Origin of the sequence: Streptococcus urinalis 2285-97 (assembly GCF_000188055.2) — a bacterium.
Taxonomy (GTDB): domain Bacteria; phylum Bacillota; class Bacilli; order Lactobacillales; family Streptococcaceae; genus Streptococcus; species Streptococcus urinalis.
Genome location: NZ_AEUZ02000001.1, coordinates 1 through 19413 on the forward strand (window position 1 = coordinate 1; position 19413 = coordinate 19413).

The following is a 19413-nucleotide window of genomic DNA, read 5'->3' on the forward strand; positions in this document are numbered from 1 at the left end:
TTTACTGGGGCTTCAATTCATACCTTCGCTTACGCTAAGCACTCCTCTTAACCTTCCAGCACCGGGCAGGCGTCACCCCCTATACATCATCTTACGATTTAGCAGAGAGCTGTGTTTTTGATAAACAGTTGCTTGGGCCTATTCACTGCGGCTGACTTTAAGCCAGCACCCCTTCTCCCGAAGTTACGGGGTCATTTTGCCGAGTTCCTTAACGAGAGTTCTCTCGATCACCTGAGGCTACTCGCCTCGACTACCTGTGTCGGTTTGCGGTACGGGTAGAGTATAATTAACGCTAGAAGCTTTTCTTGGCAGTGTGACATCACTAACTTCGCTACTTAAATTTCGCTCCCCATCACAGCTCAATGTTAAAAAGATAAGCATTTGACTCATCTTACACCTCACTGCTTAGACATGCTCTTCCATTCGCATGCTTTAGTTAGCCTACTGCGTCCCTCCATCACTATATACTCTAGTACAGGAATATCAACCTGTTGGCCATCGGATACACCTTTCGGTCTCTCCTTAGGTCCCGACTAACCCAGGGCGGACGAGCCTTCCCCTGGAAACCTTAGTCTTACGGTGGACAGGATTCTCACCTGTCTTTCGCTACTCATACCGGCATTCTCACTTCTATGCGTTCCAGCGCTCCTCACGGTACACCTTCTTCACACATAGAACGCTCTCCTACCATGACACCTATGTGTCATCCACAGCTTCGGTAAACTGTTTTAGCCCCGGTACATTTTCGGCGCAGGGTCACTCGACTAGTGAGCTATTACGCACTCTTTGAATGAATAGCTGCTTCTAAGCTAACATCCTAGTTGTCTGTGCAACCCCACATCCTTTTCCACTTAACAGTTATTTTGGGACCTTAGCTGGTGGTCTGGGCTGTTTCCCTTTCGACTACGGATCTTAGCACTCGCAGTCTGACTGCCGATCATATCTCGTTGGCATTCGGAGTTTATCTGAGATTGGTAATCCGGGATGGACCCCTCACCCAAACAGTGCTCTACCTCCAAGAGACTTAACATCGACGCTAGCCCTAAAGCTATTTCGGAGAGAACCAGCTATCTCCAAGTTCGTTTGGAATTTCTCCGCTACCCACAAGTCATCCAAGCACTTTTCAACGTGCCCTGGTTCGGTCCTCCAGTGAGTTTTACCTCACCTTCAACCTGCTCATGGGTAGGTCACATGGTTTCGGGTCTACGTCATGATACTCTTTCGCCCTATTAAGACTCGGTTTCCCTACGGCTCCGTCTCTTCAACTTAACCTCGCATCATAACGTAACTCGCCGGTTCATTCTACAAAAGGCACGCTCTCACCCATTAACGGGCTCGAACTTGTTGTAGGCACACGGTTTCAGGTTCTATTTCACTCCCCTCCCGGGGTGCTTTTCACCTTTCCCTCACGGTACTGGTTCACTATCGGTCACTAGAGAGTATTTAGGGTTGGGAGATGGTCCTCCCAGATTCCGACGAGATTTCGCGTGTCTCGCCGTACTCAGGATACTGCTAAGGTTAATCAATCATTTTAAATACGAGGCTGTTACTCTCTTTGGCTTACCTTCCCAGGTAATTCTTCTATAATCATTAATCCTATATCGCAGTCCTACAACCCCGAGGAGTAAACTCCTCGGTTTGCCCTCCTGCCGTTTCGCTCGCCGCTACTCAGGCAATCGCGTTTGCTTTCTCTTCCTGCAGCTACTTAGATGTTTCAGTTCACTGCGTCTTCCTTCTCATAACCTTAACAGTTATGGATGACAACCATTAGTTGCCGGGTTCCCCCATTCGGACATCTCTGGATCAGCGCTTACTTACAGCTCCCCAAAGCATTTCGTCGTTAGTCACGTCCTTCTTCGGCTTCTAGTGCCAAGGCATCCACCGTGCGCCCTTATTAACTTAACCTTATTAACCTAGTTTCTTTAAACTAGAAAACTCATTAATTCACAGCGTTTTCGGTTTATTTTCTTGTTACTTTTCTACAATCTTTTTCAAGATCGTGGAATTTGATATAGATATTCAATTGTCAATGGACTATCCTAGAGTATCGCTACTCTATGGAGCCTAGCGGGATCGAACCGCTGACCTCCTGCGTGCAAAGCAGGCGCTCTCCCAGCTGAGCTAAGGCCCCACAAGACCTCTCAAAACTAAATAAGACGACCAATCGTTTCCATTTCCTTAGAAAGGAGGTGATCCAGCCGCACCTTCCGATACGGCTACCTTGTTACGACTTCACCCCAATCATCTATCCCACCTTAGGCGGCTGGCTCCTAAAAGGTTACCTCACCGACTTCGGGTGTTACAAACTCTCGTGGTGTGACGGGCGGTGTGTACAAGGCCCGGGAACGTATTCACCGCGGCGTGCTGATCCGCGATTACTAGCGATTCCGACTTCATGTAGGCGAGTTGCAGCCTACAATCCGAACTGAGATTGGCTTTAAGAGATTAGCTTGTCGTCACCGACTTGCGACTCGTTGTACCAACCATTGTAGCACGTGTGTAGCCCAGGTCATAAGGGGCATGATGATTTGACGTCATCCCCACCTTCCTCCGGTTTATTACCGGCAGTCTTGCTAGAGTGCCCAACTGAATGATGGCAACTAACAATAGGGGTTGCGCTCGTTGCGGGACTTAACCCAACATCTCACGACACGAGCTGACGACAACCATGCACCACCTGTCTCCGATGTACCGAAGTAAAACTCTATCTCTAGAGCGGGCATCGGGATGTCAAGACCTGGTAAGGTTCTTCGCGTTGCTTCGAATTAAACCACATGCTCCACCGCTTGTGCGGGCCCCCGTCAATTCCTTTGAGTTTCAACCTTGCGGTCGTACTCCCCAGGCGGAGTGCTTAATGCGTTAGCTGCGGCACTAAGCCCCGGAAAGGGCCTAACACCTAGCACTCATCGTTTACGGCGTGGACTACCAGGGTATCTAATCCTGTTTGCTCCCCACGCTTTCGAGCCTCAGCGTCAGTTACAGACCAGAGAGCCGCTTTCGCCACCGGTGTTCCTCCATATATCTACGCATTTCACCGCTACACATGGAATTCCACTCTCCCCTTCTGCACTCAAGTTCTACAGTTTCCAAAGCGAACAATGGTTGAGCCACTGCCTTTAACTTCAGACTTATAGAACCGCCTGCGCTCGCTTTACGCCCAATAATCCGGACAACGCTCGGGACCTACGTATTACCGCGGCTGCTGGCACGTAGTTAGCCGTCCCTTTCTGGTTAGTTACCGTCACGAAGTAGACTTTCCACTCCTACTTCCATTCTTCTCTAACAACAGAGCTTTACGATCCGAAAACCTTCTTCACTCACGCGGCGTTGCTCGGTCAGGGTTGCCCCCATTGCCGAAGATTCCCTACTGCTGCCTCCCGTAGGAGTCTGGGCCGTGTCTCAGTCCCAGTGTGGCCGATCACCCTCTCAGGTCGGCTATGTATCGTCGCCTTGGTGAGCCGTTACCTCACCAACTAGCTAATACAACGCAGGTCCATCTCATAGTGAAGCAGTTGCTCCTTTTAAGTTCCTAACATGTGTTAAAAACTCTCATGCGGTATTAGCTATCGTTTCCAATAGTTATCCCCCGCTATGAGGCAGGTTACCTACGCGTTACTCACCCGTTCGCAACTCCTTGGTCTTGTGCAAGCACATGACCTCAGCGTTCTACTTGCATGTATTAGGCACGCCGCCAGCGTTCGTCCTGAGCCAGGATCAAACTCTCATTAAAAGTTTGAGTATTCCTACTCTTTTCTTTCTGTCGCTGACAGATTTATTTCGTCTTTGACGGGTAATATGTCTCCATATCACCCTCACGTTTGGTTCGTCTTATTCAGTTCTCAAAGGTCTTTCGCCTCTTTCGAGACAACTATTTTATTCTATCAAATCATCACAAGCTTGTCAAGAACTTTTTTTACCTTTTCTTAACTGTCACTCGCCCGCTTCAACAGCCTATTTAGTATACTAAATCTACTTTACCATTGTCAAGGGATTTTTTCAGTTTCTTTTCAAAAAGATGACATTTTTATTTCTTAATTTCTTTTTGTGTCATTTCATTTAAATTTGAATGTTGAAATCCATATAAAAAGTAAATCATAATACCAATTAGAAGAGCAATTATAAAGCTAATCCATGTTTTTAAATTATATTGACTCATAAATGATAGACAAATGATAATTGACAATATAGGCAATATTGGGACTAATGGAGTTTTGAATTGTCCAGTTTCAGGACTTCCTTTTTCCTTCCTTAACACAATCAAAGCGATTGACATAATAATAAGATAAGTCATTGTCGAAATATTAACAAATTGAGCTAGGTAATCTAATGGAAATAAACCAGCACAAATAAGTGAAATACTTCCGACTAAGAGCGTTGCATTTTTGGGTATTTTCGTTTTTATTGAAACCTTTTTTAAAATTTTTGGAAGAAGACCGTCACGACTGATACTGAATACTGTTCTTGAAACAGCAAAAGTCATTGAAATACAAACTGTTATTAGCGTCAATATTGCAACTAAAGATACATAATCTGCTGCCCATGTTAAGTCAACTTGTCGGAGCGCGTAAGAAACAGCATCTGATACATTTAAATGTTGATAATTGATAATTCCAGTTAAAATTAATGTCACTATAATATAGAGAGAAGCTGTTATTCCTAATGATAAAATAATGCTTTTAGGAATTGTTTTTTGAGGATTATGAACTTCATCAACTGTCATTGAAATCGACTCGAATCCTAAAAACGCAAAAAACATAATAGATGCTCCAGCAAAAATTCCAGTTTTCCCAGCATATAATTGTCCCCAACCAAAAGGTGCAAAAGGTATCCAATTTGTAATCTTTATATGAAAAATGCCTACTATAATAAATAAAGCTAGAGCTGAGAATTTTAAAATAACTAATAGAGAATTAAATCTAAGAGCAGTTTTAGCATTTCGCATCACAATAAAAATAACAAAAACCATAACTAGCATAGGTAAGAGATCAATATACGTGCCTTTCTCTATATTAAAGCTTCCATTTAAAAAGTTTGGTAAGCAGATGTTATATTGTTGTAAAATTCCTTTTAAGTAACTACCCCATCCAACTGCTACACTAGATACAGCTGTAATAAATTCAAGAATAATACACCAGCCAACCAACCATGCAGGAAATTCTCCTAAAGTAGCATAGACATAACTATAGGCTCCTCCATTTTGAGGAATTCTTGACGCAAATTCAGCATAAAATAACGCCAATATCCCAATTGCCAAAGCTGATAGTAAAATCGAAACAACTAAAGCTGGACCGGCATAATTAGCTGCACCAATACCTGTAATAGTAAAAATACCTGTGCCAACCATTGATCCTAAGCCTAAAAAGACAAGATCTCTCATTTGTAAGTGTTGGTTAAGCTCATGCCTAAATATAATGTGTTGTTTTCTTCTGAAAATATTCATTTTAATATCTCTATCATTCTATATAATAAGCTTTCTCAGTTTATCACAGTTGATTATAAATGTAAATCTCATTATAAAATTAAAAGAAAATAAAAATGAAGAGCTAACTCTTCATTTTTATTTATCGTCATTTTCTGACATTTTTTCTTTGATTTCATCATATGATAAAGCATGGTTTTCAGAATCTTCATCATTCTCTTCAGGCATTTTTCCTGTTTCATAGATTGATTTAATTTGAGCAGCATCAAGGGTTTCATACTTAAGAAGTGCCTCAGCAATTAATTTGTGTGATTCACGATTACCATTGATAATATCTGCCGCTTTGTTTCTAGCTTCATTTAAAAGACTTCTCACTTCTTCATCAATCATTTGTGACGTTTGTGCAGAGTAAGATTTCTCTGGTGACATTTGACCAGCCATCATAGCATGATTTCCTTCATATTGCACTGGTCCAAGTTTATCACTCATACCATACTCAGTTACCATAGCTCTTGCAATTTGAGTTGCTTGCTCAAAGTCATTTGATGCACCTGAGGTTTGTGAGTTGAAGATAATTTCTTCAGCAACTCGACCACCCATTAAGCCAGCAAGTTGTTCTTTTAAGTCATTTTTAGACAGCAACATTTGATCTTCTTTAGGTAATGAAATCATGTAGCCACCAGCGCGACCACGTGGCACAATCGTTACTTTATGAACATCACGTGCGCTAGATAATACTAAACCAACAATAGTATGTCCTGCTTCATGATAAGCAACCATTTCACGTTCTTTTTGAGAAACTGTTCTATCTTTCTTAGACGGTCCAGCAATAACTCTATCTTCTGCCTCATCAATATCTGAAGCATCAATTTTAGTTTTATTACGTCTTGCAGCTACTAATGCTGCTTCATTCAATACATTTTCTAAATCTGCACCAACAAAGCCAGGTGTTTGTTGAGCAACTACTTTTAGATTGACATCGTCAGATAAAGGTTTGTTTTTAGCATGAACATTTAAAATCGCTTCTCTACCTTTAACATCAGGTCGACCTACAAGAACTTTTCTATCAAAACGTCCTGGTCTCAACAATGCCGGATCTAATACATCACTACGGTTAGTTGCCGCAATAACGATGATACTTTCATTGCCTTCAAAACCATCCATTTCAATTAAGAGTTGGTTAAGGGTTTGTTCACGTTCATCATTACCGCCGCCCATACCGGCTCCACGACGACGACCAACAGCATCTATTTCATCAATAAAGATGATTGCACGTTCTGCTTTTTTTGCATCCTCAAAAAGTGAACGAACTCGACTAGCACCGACACCAACAAACATCTCAACGAAGTCTGAACCTGAAATGCTAAAGAACGGAACACCCGCTTCACCAGCAACAGCTTTTGCTAGCAATGTTTTACCAGTTCCCGGAGGACCCTCTAAGAGAACACCTGATGGAATTCGAGCTCCTAAGGCTTTATATTTTTTAGGATTTTTCAAGAAATCAACAACTTCAACCAGTTCTTGTTTTTCTTCTTCAGCACCTGCAACATCAGTAAAACGAACTTTGACATCACCTTGACTTTGAGTTTTTGCTTTATTCTTAGCAAAACTCATTGCACCACGGGCACCGCCTCCACCTTGATTCATCATCATAATCATGAATCCGGCAAAAATAACTAATGGTAAGAAATTTATCAGATAACTAATCCAAGTACCACTAGAACTTTCTTGTTTTACAGTAATGTCTGTACTTGTTTTTTCAGCAGCTGAGGTAATATCTTTTAATGTTGAATCACTTGGTAATACAATTGCATTGAATTCTTTAACTTTCGTACTGCTAGCATTTCCAAAGAATGACACATTTGCTTTTGTATCAAGTTTTTTAGCAGTTTTATATTTACCTCTAACTTGGATAATACTGCCACTTGGTTGATAAGTTAGAGATTTTACATCGCCACTTTTTATTTGTTTAACTAATTTGGAATAGCTAATTTGTTGACTTTGTACACTAGTCCCTCTTAGATAATATTGAAAACCTGTAATAATAACAACAATCAATATTATATAAATAAAGGAATTTTTTATAAATCCATTATTTTTATTATTTTTCATATAGTTTTGAATAACCTTTTTCTATTTAGAATAGATTTCCTCTTTTAAAACACCAACATATGGTAAATTACGGTAATTTTCAGCATAATCTAAGCCATAACCAACAATAAATTCATTTGGTACGTCATAGCAAACGTAATCTGCATCAATATCTACGACTCTACCTTCAGGTTTGTCAAAAAGTGTTGCAATTTTAACTGACTTAGCCTTACGGTATTTGAACATGTCACGAAGATAAAGAAGAGTTCTACCTGTATCAATGATATCTTCAATAAAGACTACATCTCTTCCTTCAATATTAGTATCAACATCCTTAATAATTTTCACTTCACCACTGCTAGACATTCCACCGTGATAGCTTGATACAACCATAAAGTCCAACTCGACATGAGTATCAATATGTTTTATTAATTCAGCTATAAAAGGAACAGATCCCTTTAAAACACCAACTAATAAAGGATTTTTACCTTGATAATCTTCAGTTATCTGTTTACCAAGTTTCTTTGTTTCTTTAATAATATCTTCTTCAGAGAATAGAATTTTTTCAATATCTTGCTCAAGCATGCTGTCACCTTTTTTCTATTTTTTCAATATACAGTTTAGCTTTCATTATATCATCTTCGTTCGCTTTTCTCAAATAAGTTTTATCACCAATTAGAACAAAAATAATTTTCCCATCTTGTTCGGCAATAATACTTTCTCCTCTTTCTTTATTCGTAAATTTATTATCAATAAATAAACGTCGTAACTTTTTTTGAAAAGAACCAAAATCAATGACATCCCCTGGGCGTCTTGATCTTAATATAATGTCATTAGTGCTGTACAAAGTAATATAGGCATTTTCAGTATTTTTATTAAATGAAAAATGATAATTTTTGAAAAATTGATGACTGTCATATTGTAGCACTTGATTATCATCAACGATATAAGTTTTAGGTTGTATTTTTTCAATTTTGAATGTTTGATAATCAATTATCAATTGATAATTCTCTTTAATCGTTTTATGAAAATTATGTTTTTGATTAATTAACGTTATCAACTGTTCAAATTGAGACTTTTTTATTTGCAAATCTGGAAAATTAGTTAAATACTGCTGAAGCAAGGTATATTGAACAGGATAGGTTTGACTACGAAAAATTGAAAGGTTTAAATAATCAATAGTTTTTGTCAATTGTTCAAGAGCCTGTAAAAGGAGGTCACTTTCTTTTCCAAATTGAATCATGGTTTCTTTAAATTTCGGATTTTCATTTTCAAGCTGTGGAATAACAGTATTTCTAATTCGGTTTCTGAAATAATCATCCGTTTGATTACTATAATCTTCAAAGTGGAAGATATCTGGTAATTCAGATTTTTTAAAAGAAAGAAATGGACGAATTAATTCTCCTTGTCCAAATGGTTGTATGGCTTTGATTCCTGTTAATTGTCTTAACCGGCTTCCTCTAATAAAACGCATCAAGATTGTCTCAGCTTGATCATCCGCATGATGAGCAGTAACAAGTGCTGAATAATGATATTCACTCATAATTCTTTTGAATTCTTGATAACGAAACTCTCTTCCTTTTGCTTCAGTAAACACTCCTTCAAAATAAGATACATAACAAGGAAGCTTATGTTTTTGTGCCCAATCTTTAATGTAAGCCTCTTCTATTTTTGATTCACTTCTTTGTTGGTGATTAATATGAATAATTCCAATAGAAATCGCCAAATCGTTAGAATAAGAATGTAAAAAGTGCAGTAAATTCATAGAATCTACTCCACCTGATACTGCTATTAATACTTTAGAGTGCTTTGAAAAATAACCTTCTTTTTTTATTCTCTTTAAAATTGTTTCATATGTCATTTTAATATCTCATAGACATCATCAGCTATCGCAGTGATATCATCATATTCTGATTTATCCGTAAATACAGTTAAAATATAGGGTTCATTAGCATAAATAATAGCTACATCATGCTTGTAATCATAGGCATCACCAATCTTGTGAGCTACTTTAACATTGATGTTTTTTGAAATTCGTTGACTATCAAACTCTGTATTAGATAAGTAAGAAACAATGTCCCCATTTTGATAATAGATTGCTTCCATCATTTTTGTTGCTGCTGATGCAGGTAATTGCCTTTGCTCCATATCCCAACCAAATCCTGAAATAGCATTTATTTCTGATTGAAATTGGTTGTCATATTGATGTGCAACATAATAGCCTAGCATATTAGTAGCAACATTATCTGAATGTTGCGCAACTGCTTTTAAAAGATCTTCCACACTATATTCTTTGTTATCAGCTTTTTTAGGCATTTTGCCACTACCACTTGGATCGTAGTCGCCATTAAAATGGTTAACAGCATCAACATACTTATAAGTATCTGTTTTCTTGATGCTTCCATTTTGTAGCTGCTCTTGTGCATAGTACAAAATAGCTAGTTTTGCAACACTTGCGGAATACATGACTTTATCTTGATTGATACCAGCCACCGCCTGACTATTTAGTTGTTTTACAGATATGGCATATTGACTTTTATTATATTTCTGATTTAACATTTCTTGCACTTTAGCAATTCGGTTATCTGCAATTGATAAATCTGTTTGGGAAATCCACTGATTGTTTCCAACTTTAAAATAAACGCCATGTGCTGTTGTTGCTTTTTCAGTTACGGTCACTTGATTGTATGACTTCAACTGGGAGTCAACTTTTTTTGTTCCTGTAACATAAGGACTGTCAAATACTGTAAATTGTTTATTTAACCAAAATGTACCTTGTACAGAAATATCTTCTTGGACAACATCATCATAAATATTATATCGGCTAGCTTCAACAAAACTACCATCACTTAATTGGAATACAGGAATACGATTATCGTTGACCATTAGATTCGTGATCTTAAGACCTTGGTCCTTTTCCAATTGGTTCTTAATCATAGTAAGATTAACGTCTTGATAAGCATTAATCTCTTGAGATAAGGTAGGATTTGAAGGGATAATATCAAAGTAAGATGTTGATTTTACAACATCTTTACTTAATTGATATTGTGATGCATTGGTAAATTGAACATCTTTTTCGGTACTAATAACAGAAATAGGAGATATGAAAAAAAACATTAACATCATTGCTAAAACTTTTTTCACGGTTTCTCCTTTCTACTTCTGGTTTTCTTTACCATCATTTTCTCTTAATCTTTGATTTTTTTCACTTAACTCTTCTAACTTTTCATCAGAATATGCTAGAAAAGTTTCAATAGTTTTAATTAAATCTTCCATAATAACACTTTATTTTGGTAATAAACTTGGGATAGGATAGATTGTCTCTCCTTTTTTATAGAGATAATATTTAGCACGCGCATATTTTTTGACATAATCTTCATTTTTTAGACGATTAGCAAATTCCTGCTCACTTTTTGTATTTGAAGTTAAAGTATTATAATCCTTTGTCAATTTAGTAACTTGCTTGTGTTGATCTTGTAAATGAGCGTAACTTTTTATGAGATTGTATGTCGGTAAAATAAACAAAAGCATGATAACAATGAGAATCCAAGCCATAAAACGATTTTTCTTTTGATTTTCTTCTTCCAAAAATCGTTGACGTTGGTTTTCATCCTTTATATATTGATTATTTAATTGAACAATACTAGGCTTCTTCATTTCCATCTATCCTTGATTCACTAATGATCTTATACATTTTAACTGCATCTTCTTTTTTGGTACTATCTTTCATCTCCAAAGCTGAAACTGTTAACAATTTATTTCCAAATCTAATTTCAATTTGATCATTAACTTTGATATCAGTGGAACTTTTTGCTAGCACCCCATTAACTTTTATTCTTCCTTTATCAGCTACTTCTTTTGCAACAGGCCTTCTTTTTATAATTCGCGATACCTTTAAATACTTATCTAATCTCATAAATTACCTCACAGCCCCTTATATTCTATCATTTTTTAAAAAGATTGGATAGAAAAGACCTATGTCAATTTAATGACTGTGATTTTCTTTTCTATCTTTAATTGTTTTTAGCATATTACCAAATAGCATCAATTCTTCTAAGATGTTATAGGCTTTTTGATTTCGAACATCAAAAACAATTTCAATTTTACCTTGAAATTCACCAATTTTAGCTTTTAGATGAGTCTTGGAGAGTGCTTCAAAGTAATCTTGTGTCTTATAATACTGCAACGATACTTTCTCAAATCTCACTGTTACTTTATTCTCTTTTCGTTCAGCTAATTCAACAAAAGCATTATCAAAATAGGCTTTTAGTAATCCAATCTCTAACAAATAAGCTACTTGATCAGGATATTCTCCAAATCGATCAATTAATTCATCTTGTAAATCCTGATAATCTGCCACTTGATCAATTTCGCGAATACGTTTATAAATTTCTATCTTTTGCTTTTCATCATCTATGTAATCTGTAGGAATATATGCATCTATTTGTAACGATATCTCTGCATTTCCCTTTTGTCTAATGGTGGTTTTTCCTTGTTTCATAGCAATAGCTTGCTCTAACATTTGAGAATACATTTCAAAACCAACTGAGTCAATGAAACCACTTTGTGATGCCCCTAAAATATTTCCTGCACCACGAATAGATAAGTCGCGCATTGCTATCTTGAATCCAGAGCCTAATTCGGTGAACCCTTTGATAGCATCTAAACGTTTTTCAGATACTTCTGTTAAAATTTTGTCTGGTCTATACATTAAATAAGCATAAGCAATACGGTTTGAGCGACCTACCCTTCCTCTTAATTGATATAAAGTAGACAAACCCATATGATCAGCATTTTCAATAAAGAGAGTATTCACATTAGAAATATCAACGCCTGTTTCAATAATGGTTGTTGCAACCAAGAGGTCATAGTCGCCGTTGATGAAGTCTAATAGCGTATTTTCTAGTTGGATTTCACTCATCTGTCCATGAACAAAACCGATCGAAGCCTCAGGAACAAGTTCTTGTAATTCAGCAACCTTTTGGTCGATTGTCTCAACCTTATTGTAGACATAAAAGACTTGGCCACCCCTATCCATCTCTCTAATAATGGCTTCTCTGACAACACAAGGATTGACTTCTAGAACATACGTTTGAACGGGATAACGATTTGTCGGTGGAGTCTCTATTACTGAGAGATCTCTAATCCCTAAAATTGACATGTGTAAGGTCCTAGGAATTGGTGTTGCTGTTAGGGTTAATACATCAACTTTTGTCTTTAGCTCTTTCAAAGTTTCCTTATGTTTAACACCAAAACGTTGTTCCTCATCAATAACAATAAGTCCTAAATCAGCAAATGTAACATCTTTAGAAAGCAAACGATGTGTCCCAATAATGATATCAATCTGCCCTTTTTTGAGAGCATCTAGAGTTTCTGTTTGTTCTTTTTTACTTCTGAAACGGCTTAAAACATCTATGTTGACAGGAAAATTCTCAAATCTTTCTTTAAAGTTTGAGTAATGTTGTTGAGCTAAAACAGTTGTCGGTACAAGTATCGCAACTTGTTTGTGATCGTTAACAGCTTTGAAAGCCGCACGCATCGCTACTTCTGTTTTACCAAATCCAACGTCACCAACTAAAAGTCTATCCATCGGATGTGGACTTTCCATGTCTTTTTTAATTTCTTTAATTGATCTCAATTGATCTTCGGTTTCCACATAAGCAAAATCTTCATCAAATTCAGTTTGTAACTGATCATCGGGTGAAAACTCAAATCCTTTTTGCTGACTTCTTTCGGCATATAGCTTTATCAGATCATCTGCAATGTCTTCAACTTGTTGGTGAACTTTTTGTTTTGCTTTTTGAAAACGGCCATCATTTAGTTTGCTTATTCTAGGTTCTTTACCATCTGCTGAAACATACTTCGACAGCATCTCAATTTGTTCCACAGGAATTGAGATACGATCAGCATTTTGATACTGAATACTGACATAATCTCTGTGAACACCATTTATTTCAATCGTTTCAATTCCAATAAATTGTCCTATCCCATGGACATTATGAACAACATAATCTCCCTTAGATAGCTCATTATAATCCTTGAGTCGTTCAGCATTTGAAATATTCTTACGTCTTATTTTTCGCTTAACACGTTTATTAAATATTTCATGTTCTGTAATTAAAACGATTTTTTCATCAGCAAAATAGAACCCATTAGATAAATGTCCAATGATAAATTGTGGTGCTTTTTTAACAATGTCATCACTGTTTGAGATAGTCAACTCTAAATCATACTCATCTAATGTCTTTTTTAACTTATCAAGAGATTTCTGAGAATCCACTTGAACTAAAACAGTCGCTTTTGACTTTGAATACCGGTTGACTTCATCAACCAATAGAGGAAATTGATTGAAGAATTCTTGCATAGGGTATTGGGTAAATTGGTACATGAAATCGAATTTCAAATTTCCTAAACCCTTATGAAAATTTGAAAAGAATGTGACATGCTCACGATTTCTTAATAACTGATAATTTTCAATAAAATAATGTGCCGATGAGATAGATTTCCCGGCTTGTAAATCTGAAGTTAGTAGATTTGCGGTTTCTAATTCAAAATTAGCATTTTTATCCATGATCCGTTGAAAATCATCATAAAAAACTAAGCAGTCTTTATCTAAATAATCAAAAAGTGAGTATTCTTGATCATAAAATAATGATAAAAATTTTCGAATATCTTTATGATAATAACCATGATAACAAGTATCTAACAGTTCATCAACGTAAGCTTTCATATCTCCAGTTGCAATCTTTTGAGCTTTTTCAAAGGAATGAATTGCTCTTTGAAAATCAGCTTCAGTTAAAATCATGTCAGAAACTGGTGTCAATTTAATCATATTGAATGACTGAGTCGATTTTTGAGATTCAACTTCAAACTGTCTAATACCATCAACCTCATCACCAAAAAACTCAAGTCTATATGGATAGTCCTGATTAAAACCAAATACATCTAAAATATCCCCACGACGACTAAATTCTCCAGGCTTCAATACTTGAGATACTTGCTCATAACCTAATTTCCTTATTTGTTTAACCAAATCCAGTAAATCTACTTCATCTCCAACAGATAAATTAATCTGACTTTCCTTAAATATAGAAGGATTTTGTAGATGAATTTTAGTCCCTGCTACACTAACAACAACTATCCCTTTTTCTGCTTTATTTTGTAAAAATTGTAAGGTTTCAAGTCTAGAAATCGTTTTCTCATTTGACGAGAATACAAATTCTGCAGCAGCGACATCATCCGCAAAAAATTGATAGATGCTCTGATCTGGTAAAACTGCTGATAAATCATTTACCAACTTATCAGCTTCGTTTTGACTAGCTGTAACAATTACCAATTTCTGTTCTGTATGATTAAAAGCTGAAGCCATAGCTAACGATTTACTTGAGCCAGAAAATCCCATAACAAGTTGACGTTTGGCAGATTCAAGTTTAGAATACCAATCTTTTAATTTTTTATTCTCACCAAATAATTCAAATATATCCATTATTAACCATTGAATTTCTGCATTGTTTTTTCAAAATCATTTTCTTGTAAATAAAAGTTTACAGCTTTGTCAACTTTATCTAAAGCATTATCAATTGTGATTTTGTCTTCTTGGGAAAATTTTCCAAGTACATGATTGACGACTGTCATTCCTTTAATAGGGCGACCTATTCCAACTTTTATTCGATCAAATTCTTGAGAGCCTATATGAGCAATAATGGATTTAATTCCGTTATGACCACCCGCTGAGCCTTTTTGACGAAATCTTATTTTCCCGACTTCCATATCTAAATCATCATAGATTACGATTAAATCCTTGATGTTAATATTGTAATAAGTTAGGAGGGCTTTTACAGCAATCCCACTATTATTCATGAAAGTTGTTGGTTTAACAAAATAGACCCTCTCTCCATATAAAAAGGTTGAGGCCACCTGTGCTTTGAATGTTTTATCTTCTGTAAACTTGATGTTAAGTTCCTTTACAATAGTGTCAATTGCCATAAATCCAATATTATGTTTTGTTTGATCATATTTAGTACCTATGTTACCAAGTCCTATTATTAATTTAACCATTATTCTCCTTCTTTAGAAACACCAAAAGGACTGGAATTAACTTCCAGTCTATTAATAAAAATTATAATAGCTTACACATTAAATCGGAATTCCATCACGTCACCATCTTGAACAATGTATTCCTTGCCTTCTTCTCTTAGTCTTCCTGCTTCTTTTACTGCTTTTTCACTTCCATAAGAAATCAAATCATCATATGACATTGTCACTGCTCTAATAAAGCCACGTTCAAAATCTGAATGAATAATACCAGCAGCTTGTGGTGCTTTAATTCCTCTTTTAAAAGTCCAAGCTCTAACTTCTTTTTCTCCTGCTGTAAAGTAAGTTCCTAATCCTAACAAATGATATGCAGCACGTGTTAGTTTGTCAACTCCAGATTCTGTTAAACCAATAGCTTCCAAAAATTCCATTTTATCTTCATCATCTAATTCTGAAATTTCTTCTTCGGCACGAGCAGAAATAACAACAACTTCTGCATTTTCAGTACTAGCAAATTCACGAATTTGGTTAACATAATCAATACTATCAGGATCTGACACTTTATCTTCATCAACATTAGCAACATAAAGAACTGGTTTTGTTGTTAATAAAAAGAGACCTTTGACAATTTTTTGTTCTTCTTCATTGAAATCAATAGTACGTGCTGATTTTCCATCTTCAAGTACTGGCTTAATTTTTTGAAGAACATTAAATTCAGCTAGAGAATCTTTATCTTTTTGTGTACGTGCAATCTTTTCGACACGCGCGTAACGTTTGTTAACTGAGTCTAAATCAGCTAAAATCAATTCTAAATTAATCGTATCAATATCAGCAATAGGATCAACAAATGCGTCTTCACGACCTTGTTCACGCATGACATTTTCATCATCAAATGCACGGACCACATGAACAATGGCGTCAACTTGTCTGATATTTGCTAAAAACTGATTACCAAGTCCTTCACCTTTTGAAGCCCCTTTAACAATTCCTGCAATATCTGTAAATTCAAAGGTTGTAGGAACCGTTTTTTTAGGTTTGACCAACTCAGTTAGTTTTGTTAAACGTTCATCAGGAACCTCTACCATTCCAACATTAGGGTCGATTGTTGCAAAAGGATAATTAGCAGCTTCTGCGCCTGCTTTGGTAATAGCGTTAAATAAAGTTGATTTTCCAACATTTGGTAAACCAACAATACCTGCTGTTAAAGCCATGTTTTTATTCTCCGTTCAAAATTTTCAATCATTGTTATTATATCAAAAAATAAATGTAAAAGCTTATTATCTAACAAGCTTTTTCCAAATACTTTATTTAAAAAATAGCCATAAAGCCCAAATTATAGGAATAAGAACCCACCAATATTCTGATATTAAGTCTATAAAAATGGCCATGCCATCTCTTTTTTCATAATGACCAGTTTCTGGATTTATCACGTATTCTCTACTTTTCAATAAATGAAGGTTATCTTCATCTTCTTGATATTTGATCTTGATACTTTTTTTAAGCACTAGCTCATCTAATGAAACCTCTAAAATTTCTGCTAATTTTATCAAATTATCCAAATCAAGGGTGGCATCACCATTTTCCCACTTTGAGATAGCTTGTCTTGAAATATACAGTTTTTGGGCCAATGCCTCTTGAGAAAGATCCTTTTGGATTCTTAATTGTTTTAATTGATTTGAGAATATTGTCATCATTTTTTCCTACCTTCTTTTGATACATTTAATGTAGTCAAATTTTTAAAAATTGGCTAGCAATTTTTAGCGCAACCTACTGTTGCGTTGACCAATCATCGATGGTTTTTAGGACATTATTCTGGTTGCGACAGTACTTTTTTTAACTTTCTTTCAAAATCATGACGACTAAGCATGACAATATGTCGACAATTACAACACTGTATTTTAATATCTGCACCTACACGAAGTATCTTCCATTTATTAGCTTTCTTACCAGTACTTTTTATAATACAAGCATGAGGTTTTTTCATTTCAACTAAACTACCTACTTGATACATTCTTTCTCCTTTACCGATATAACTGTCTTATTTCTTGTTTTAAATGAAATTTTGTTTTAGTTACTATTTCTCCATCTATTTGGACTCTTGTTTTTTCTGGAAAAGTAATTTCAATATCTTGATAACTATCATGAATAATAGTTGTTGTTTCCTTTTGTTTTTTAAAAACTAAAGCTAGGAGATTTTTAATTTTTGTCATTAAACCTGAATTATAAAATAACACAACATCCAACTGTGGCTTCTTAACACTTGCTTCTGGCCAAATACTAATACCGCCACCAAAATATTGATTATTAGCAATTGAACAAAAAAATAAATGATCAAACTGTTTCTTTTCTTTTTGATTTTTAGTGATGATAACTGAAGTTGTTGGGGCAAAAAAGATACCAAGAATCCCAAATAATAAATAAATCAATTTTCCTATATGAAGATGGTTAAACAGTCTTTTTAATTTTGAAATAGATGATTGATAAATCACCCATGAAGCAAACCCAGTATCTAAACTATTTATTAAAAGCCCCGTTTCATGTCTATAAACATAGATGGTTTCTACTCTTTTTTGCTTGATAGCCTCTAAAATGGTATCTAAATCGGACATTTGTAAAGAATGTGCAAAATCATTTCCTGAACCAACAGCATAATAGGCTATTGGTAAGTTTTTTGGAAAATAAAATGCCACTTTAGCTAATGTTCCATCACCTCCAATGATTAATAACTGATCATTTTTTTCTTGGAAATGTTCTAATATTAATGATACCTGATTTTTTTCATCATCTATGCATTCAGTATAGTATGCTTTAACTTCAAATTCAGGATATTCTTTTTCTATTCTAGAGACAACATCTGCTGCCTTATGATTACCAGCATTTGGATTTGCAATAATATATAGTGCCATAATAAAAAATATTATAGCAAAAATAAAAGAGAATTGCTCAATCATTAGAATAAAAAACTACCTGTCATTAACAGGTAGTTCATTCATTTAATAGCTCTTTACGATTCCTAAAAGAATAGCTCCTGCAACAAAGCAAATTATTCCCAAAATTACCCACTTCATTTCTTTCTTTGTCTTTATTTCACCTAAGAAAAGAATACCACCAATAATTGAAATGATAACACCTAATTGTGAAAAACTAAAAGCAATGGCTAAACCAGCTTTTGCAGCAGCAAGCAACATAAAGACATTCCCAATCCCCCACATGAGACCAGTAAGCATATTTTTGACAACTACTGCTTCAAAATTGATATTAAATTTCATGAAACACATGGCACCAAAGCACATTCCCACAGCCATTGGAAAAATAACAGCCATAACATCAAACTTCATGATATTATTAAATAATATAGCATAAGATACATAACCAAGTGTTGAATAACTTATTGCACGAAACCCTTTTGGTAAGTCTAATGTACGCCTTTGATTAAGCATGTCATCAGAATCTTGTTTACTTGAAAAGTAAAAACCAATGATAAGCAATGCAATTGCAATAAAGCCTAATACAAATTGGATTGATTTTGTCCATTCATGAAAGATAAGAACACCTACTAGACTCCCTAAAACCAATTGTGAACCACTAGACAGAGGATTTGCCACAGAAACTCCCATATATTTCATAGATTTAAACTGTCCAGATTGTCCAACTGACCATAAAATACCACCTAAAATACCAAATAACCAAACTTTCCAAGATAAAGTTGGTTGAACGACTAGCCAAACACAAAATGCAAAGAGTAAAGCACCCATTGTCATTCCAAAGGTCTGCTGCTCTGGTCTACCTCCAATTTTATTACTAACAAAACCTATTGAACCCCAAGCAAACATTGGAATTAACGCTAATAAAATACCTTCCACTTTCTC

The 19413-nt window shown here is 35.6% G+C and carries 15 protein-coding genes, 1 tRNA gene and 2 rRNA genes; all 18 read right to left on the reverse strand.

Going from position 1 to position 19413, the window contains the following annotated elements; genetic code table 11:
* Positions 1 to 1905 (reverse strand): 23S ribosomal RNA (locus STRUR_RS00005); the annotation flags it as partial.
* Between the two features lie 153 nt (positions 1906 to 2058).
* A tRNA-Ala gene (locus STRUR_RS00010) sits at positions 2059 to 2131 on the reverse strand.
* Between the two features lie 51 nt (positions 2132 to 2182).
* Positions 2183 to 3730: ribosomal RNA gene (locus tag STRUR_RS00015) — 16S ribosomal RNA — on the reverse strand.
* A gap of 294 nt (positions 3731 to 4024) precedes the next feature.
* Positions 4025 to 5440: an amino acid permease gene (locus tag STRUR_RS00020; protein ID WP_006740617.1), complete on the reverse strand. Its 1416-nt coding sequence runs from the start codon at positions 5438 to 5440 to the stop codon at positions 4025 to 4027.
* 117 nt (positions 5441 to 5557) lie between these two features.
* A complete protein-coding gene (gene ftsH / locus STRUR_RS00025; RefSeq protein ID WP_006739301.1) occupies positions 5558 to 7531 on the reverse strand; it encodes an ATP-dependent zinc metalloprotease FtsH in 1974 nt (657 codons plus the stop codon).
* A 21-nt stretch (positions 7532 to 7552) separates the two neighbouring features.
* Positions 7553 to 8095, reverse strand: a complete 543-nt coding sequence (gene hpt, locus STRUR_RS00030; RefSeq protein WP_006738693.1) for a hypoxanthine phosphoribosyltransferase — start codon at positions 8093 to 8095, stop codon at positions 7553 to 7555.
* Between the two features lie 4 nt (positions 8096 to 8099).
* Positions 8100 to 9371, reverse strand: coding sequence for a tRNA lysidine(34) synthetase TilS (gene tilS, locus STRUR_RS00035; protein WP_006740031.1), 1272 nt, complete (start codon positions 9369 to 9371; stop codon positions 8100 to 8102).
* Positions 9368 to 10654, reverse strand: coding sequence for a serine hydrolase (locus STRUR_RS00040; protein ID WP_006739694.1), 1287 nt, complete (start codon positions 10652 to 10654; stop codon positions 9368 to 9370). Before STRUR_RS00040 ends, tilS begins: the two co-directional genes overlap by 4 nt.
* A 12-nt stretch (positions 10655 to 10666) precedes the next feature.
* The gene (locus STRUR_RS00045; protein ID WP_006738850.1) at positions 10667 to 10786 is read right to left on the reverse strand and encodes an SP_0009 family protein; all 120 of its coding nucleotides are present in this window, start codon (positions 10784 to 10786) and stop codon (positions 10667 to 10669) included.
* Positions 10787 to 10795: 9 nt separating this feature from the next.
* Positions 10796 to 11167, reverse strand: a complete 372-nt coding sequence (locus STRUR_RS00050) for an FtsB family cell division protein (RefSeq protein WP_006738524.1) — start codon at positions 11165 to 11167, stop codon at positions 10796 to 10798.
* On the reverse strand, positions 11154 to 11426 hold the full coding sequence (locus STRUR_RS00055) for an RNA-binding S4 domain-containing protein (protein ID WP_006739839.1): 273 nt from the start codon (positions 11424 to 11426) through the stop codon (positions 11154 to 11156). The genes STRUR_RS00050 and STRUR_RS00055 overlap by 14 nt, the downstream gene beginning before the upstream one ends.
* Positions 11427 to 11495: 69 nt before the next feature.
* The gene (mfd, locus tag STRUR_RS00060; protein ID WP_006739242.1) at positions 11496 to 14996 is read right to left on the reverse strand and encodes a transcription-repair coupling factor; all 3501 of its coding nucleotides are present in this window, start codon (positions 14994 to 14996) and stop codon (positions 11496 to 11498) included.
* Between the two features lie 2 nt (positions 14997 to 14998).
* Positions 14999 to 15568, reverse strand: coding sequence for an aminoacyl-tRNA hydrolase (gene pth, locus STRUR_RS00065; RefSeq protein ID WP_006738740.1), 570 nt, complete (start codon positions 15566 to 15568; stop codon positions 14999 to 15001).
* Positions 15569 to 15639: 71 nt separating this feature from the next.
* Complete coding sequence (gene ychF / locus STRUR_RS00070) at positions 15640 to 16755, reverse strand: redox-regulated ATPase YchF (RefSeq protein WP_006740274.1); 1116 nt, start codon at positions 16753 to 16755, stop codon at positions 15640 to 15642.
* 93 nt (positions 16756 to 16848) lie between these two features.
* The gene (locus STRUR_RS00075; protein WP_006739153.1) at positions 16849 to 17235 is read right to left on the reverse strand and encodes a helix-turn-helix domain-containing protein; all 387 of its coding nucleotides are present in this window, start codon (positions 17233 to 17235) and stop codon (positions 16849 to 16851) included.
* A 116-nt stretch (positions 17236 to 17351) separates the two neighbouring features.
* Complete coding sequence (locus STRUR_RS00080) at positions 17352 to 17555, reverse strand: DUF951 domain-containing protein (protein WP_006738542.1); 204 nt, start codon at positions 17553 to 17555, stop codon at positions 17352 to 17354.
* A gap of 10 nt (positions 17556 to 17565) precedes the next feature.
* A complete protein-coding gene (locus tag STRUR_RS00085) occupies positions 17566 to 18450 on the reverse strand; it encodes a diacylglycerol/lipid kinase family protein (protein WP_231288883.1) in 885 nt (294 codons plus the stop codon).
* Positions 18451 to 18537: 87 nt separating this feature from the next.
* Positions 18538 to 19407, reverse strand: coding sequence for a GRP family sugar transporter (locus tag STRUR_RS00090; RefSeq protein WP_006740195.1), 870 nt, complete (start codon positions 19405 to 19407; stop codon positions 18538 to 18540).
* Positions 19408 to 19413 lie beyond the last annotated feature (6 nt).

What these genes read in the sequence shown, in the direction of transcription:
- STRUR_RS00020 (WP_006740617.1), bottom strand. Translation starts at nt 5,440, where the DNA reads ATGAATATTTTCAGAAGAAAACAACACATTATATTTAGGCATGAGCTT.
- ftsH (WP_006739301.1), bottom strand. Translation starts at nt 7,531, where the DNA reads ATGAAAAATAATAAAAATAATGGATTTATAAAAAATTCCTTTATTTAT.
- hpt (WP_006738693.1), bottom strand. Translation starts at nt 8,095, where the DNA reads ATGCTTGAGCAAGATATTGAAAAAATTCTATTCTCTGAAGAAGATATT.
- tilS (WP_006740031.1), bottom strand. Translation starts at nt 9,371, where the DNA reads ATGACATATGAAACAATTTTAAAGAGAATAAAAAAAGAAGGTTATTTT.
- STRUR_RS00045 (WP_006738850.1), bottom strand. Translation starts at nt 10,786, where the DNA reads ATGGAAGATTTAATTAAAACTATTGAAACTTTTCTAGCATATTCTGAT.
- STRUR_RS00050 (WP_006738524.1), bottom strand. Translation starts at nt 11,167, where the DNA reads ATGAAGAAGCCTAGTATTGTTCAATTAAATAATCAATATATAAAGGAT.
- STRUR_RS00055 (WP_006739839.1), bottom strand. Translation starts at nt 11,426, where the DNA reads ATGAGATTAGATAAGTATTTAAAGGTATCGCGAATTATAAAAAGAAGG.
- mfd (WP_006739242.1), bottom strand. Translation starts at nt 14,996, where the DNA reads ATGGATATATTTGAATTATTTGGTGAGAATAAAAAATTAAAAGATTGG.
- pth (WP_006738740.1), bottom strand. Translation starts at nt 15,568, where the DNA reads ATGGTTAAATTAATAATAGGACTTGGTAACATAGGTACTAAATATGAT.
- ychF (WP_006740274.1), bottom strand. Translation starts at nt 16,755, where the DNA reads ATGGCTTTAACAGCAGGTATTGTTGGTTTACCAAATGTTGGAAAATCA.
- STRUR_RS00075 (WP_006739153.1), bottom strand. Translation starts at nt 17,235, where the DNA reads ATGACAATATTCTCAAATCAATTAAAACAATTAAGAATCCAAAAGGAT.
- STRUR_RS00080 (WP_006738542.1), bottom strand. Translation starts at nt 17,555, where the DNA reads ATGTATCAAGTAGGTAGTTTAGTTGAAATGAAAAAACCTCATGCTTGT.
- STRUR_RS00085 (WP_231288883.1), bottom strand. Translation starts at nt 18,450, where the DNA reads ATGGCACTATATATTATTGCAAATCCAAATGCTGGTAATCATAAGGCA.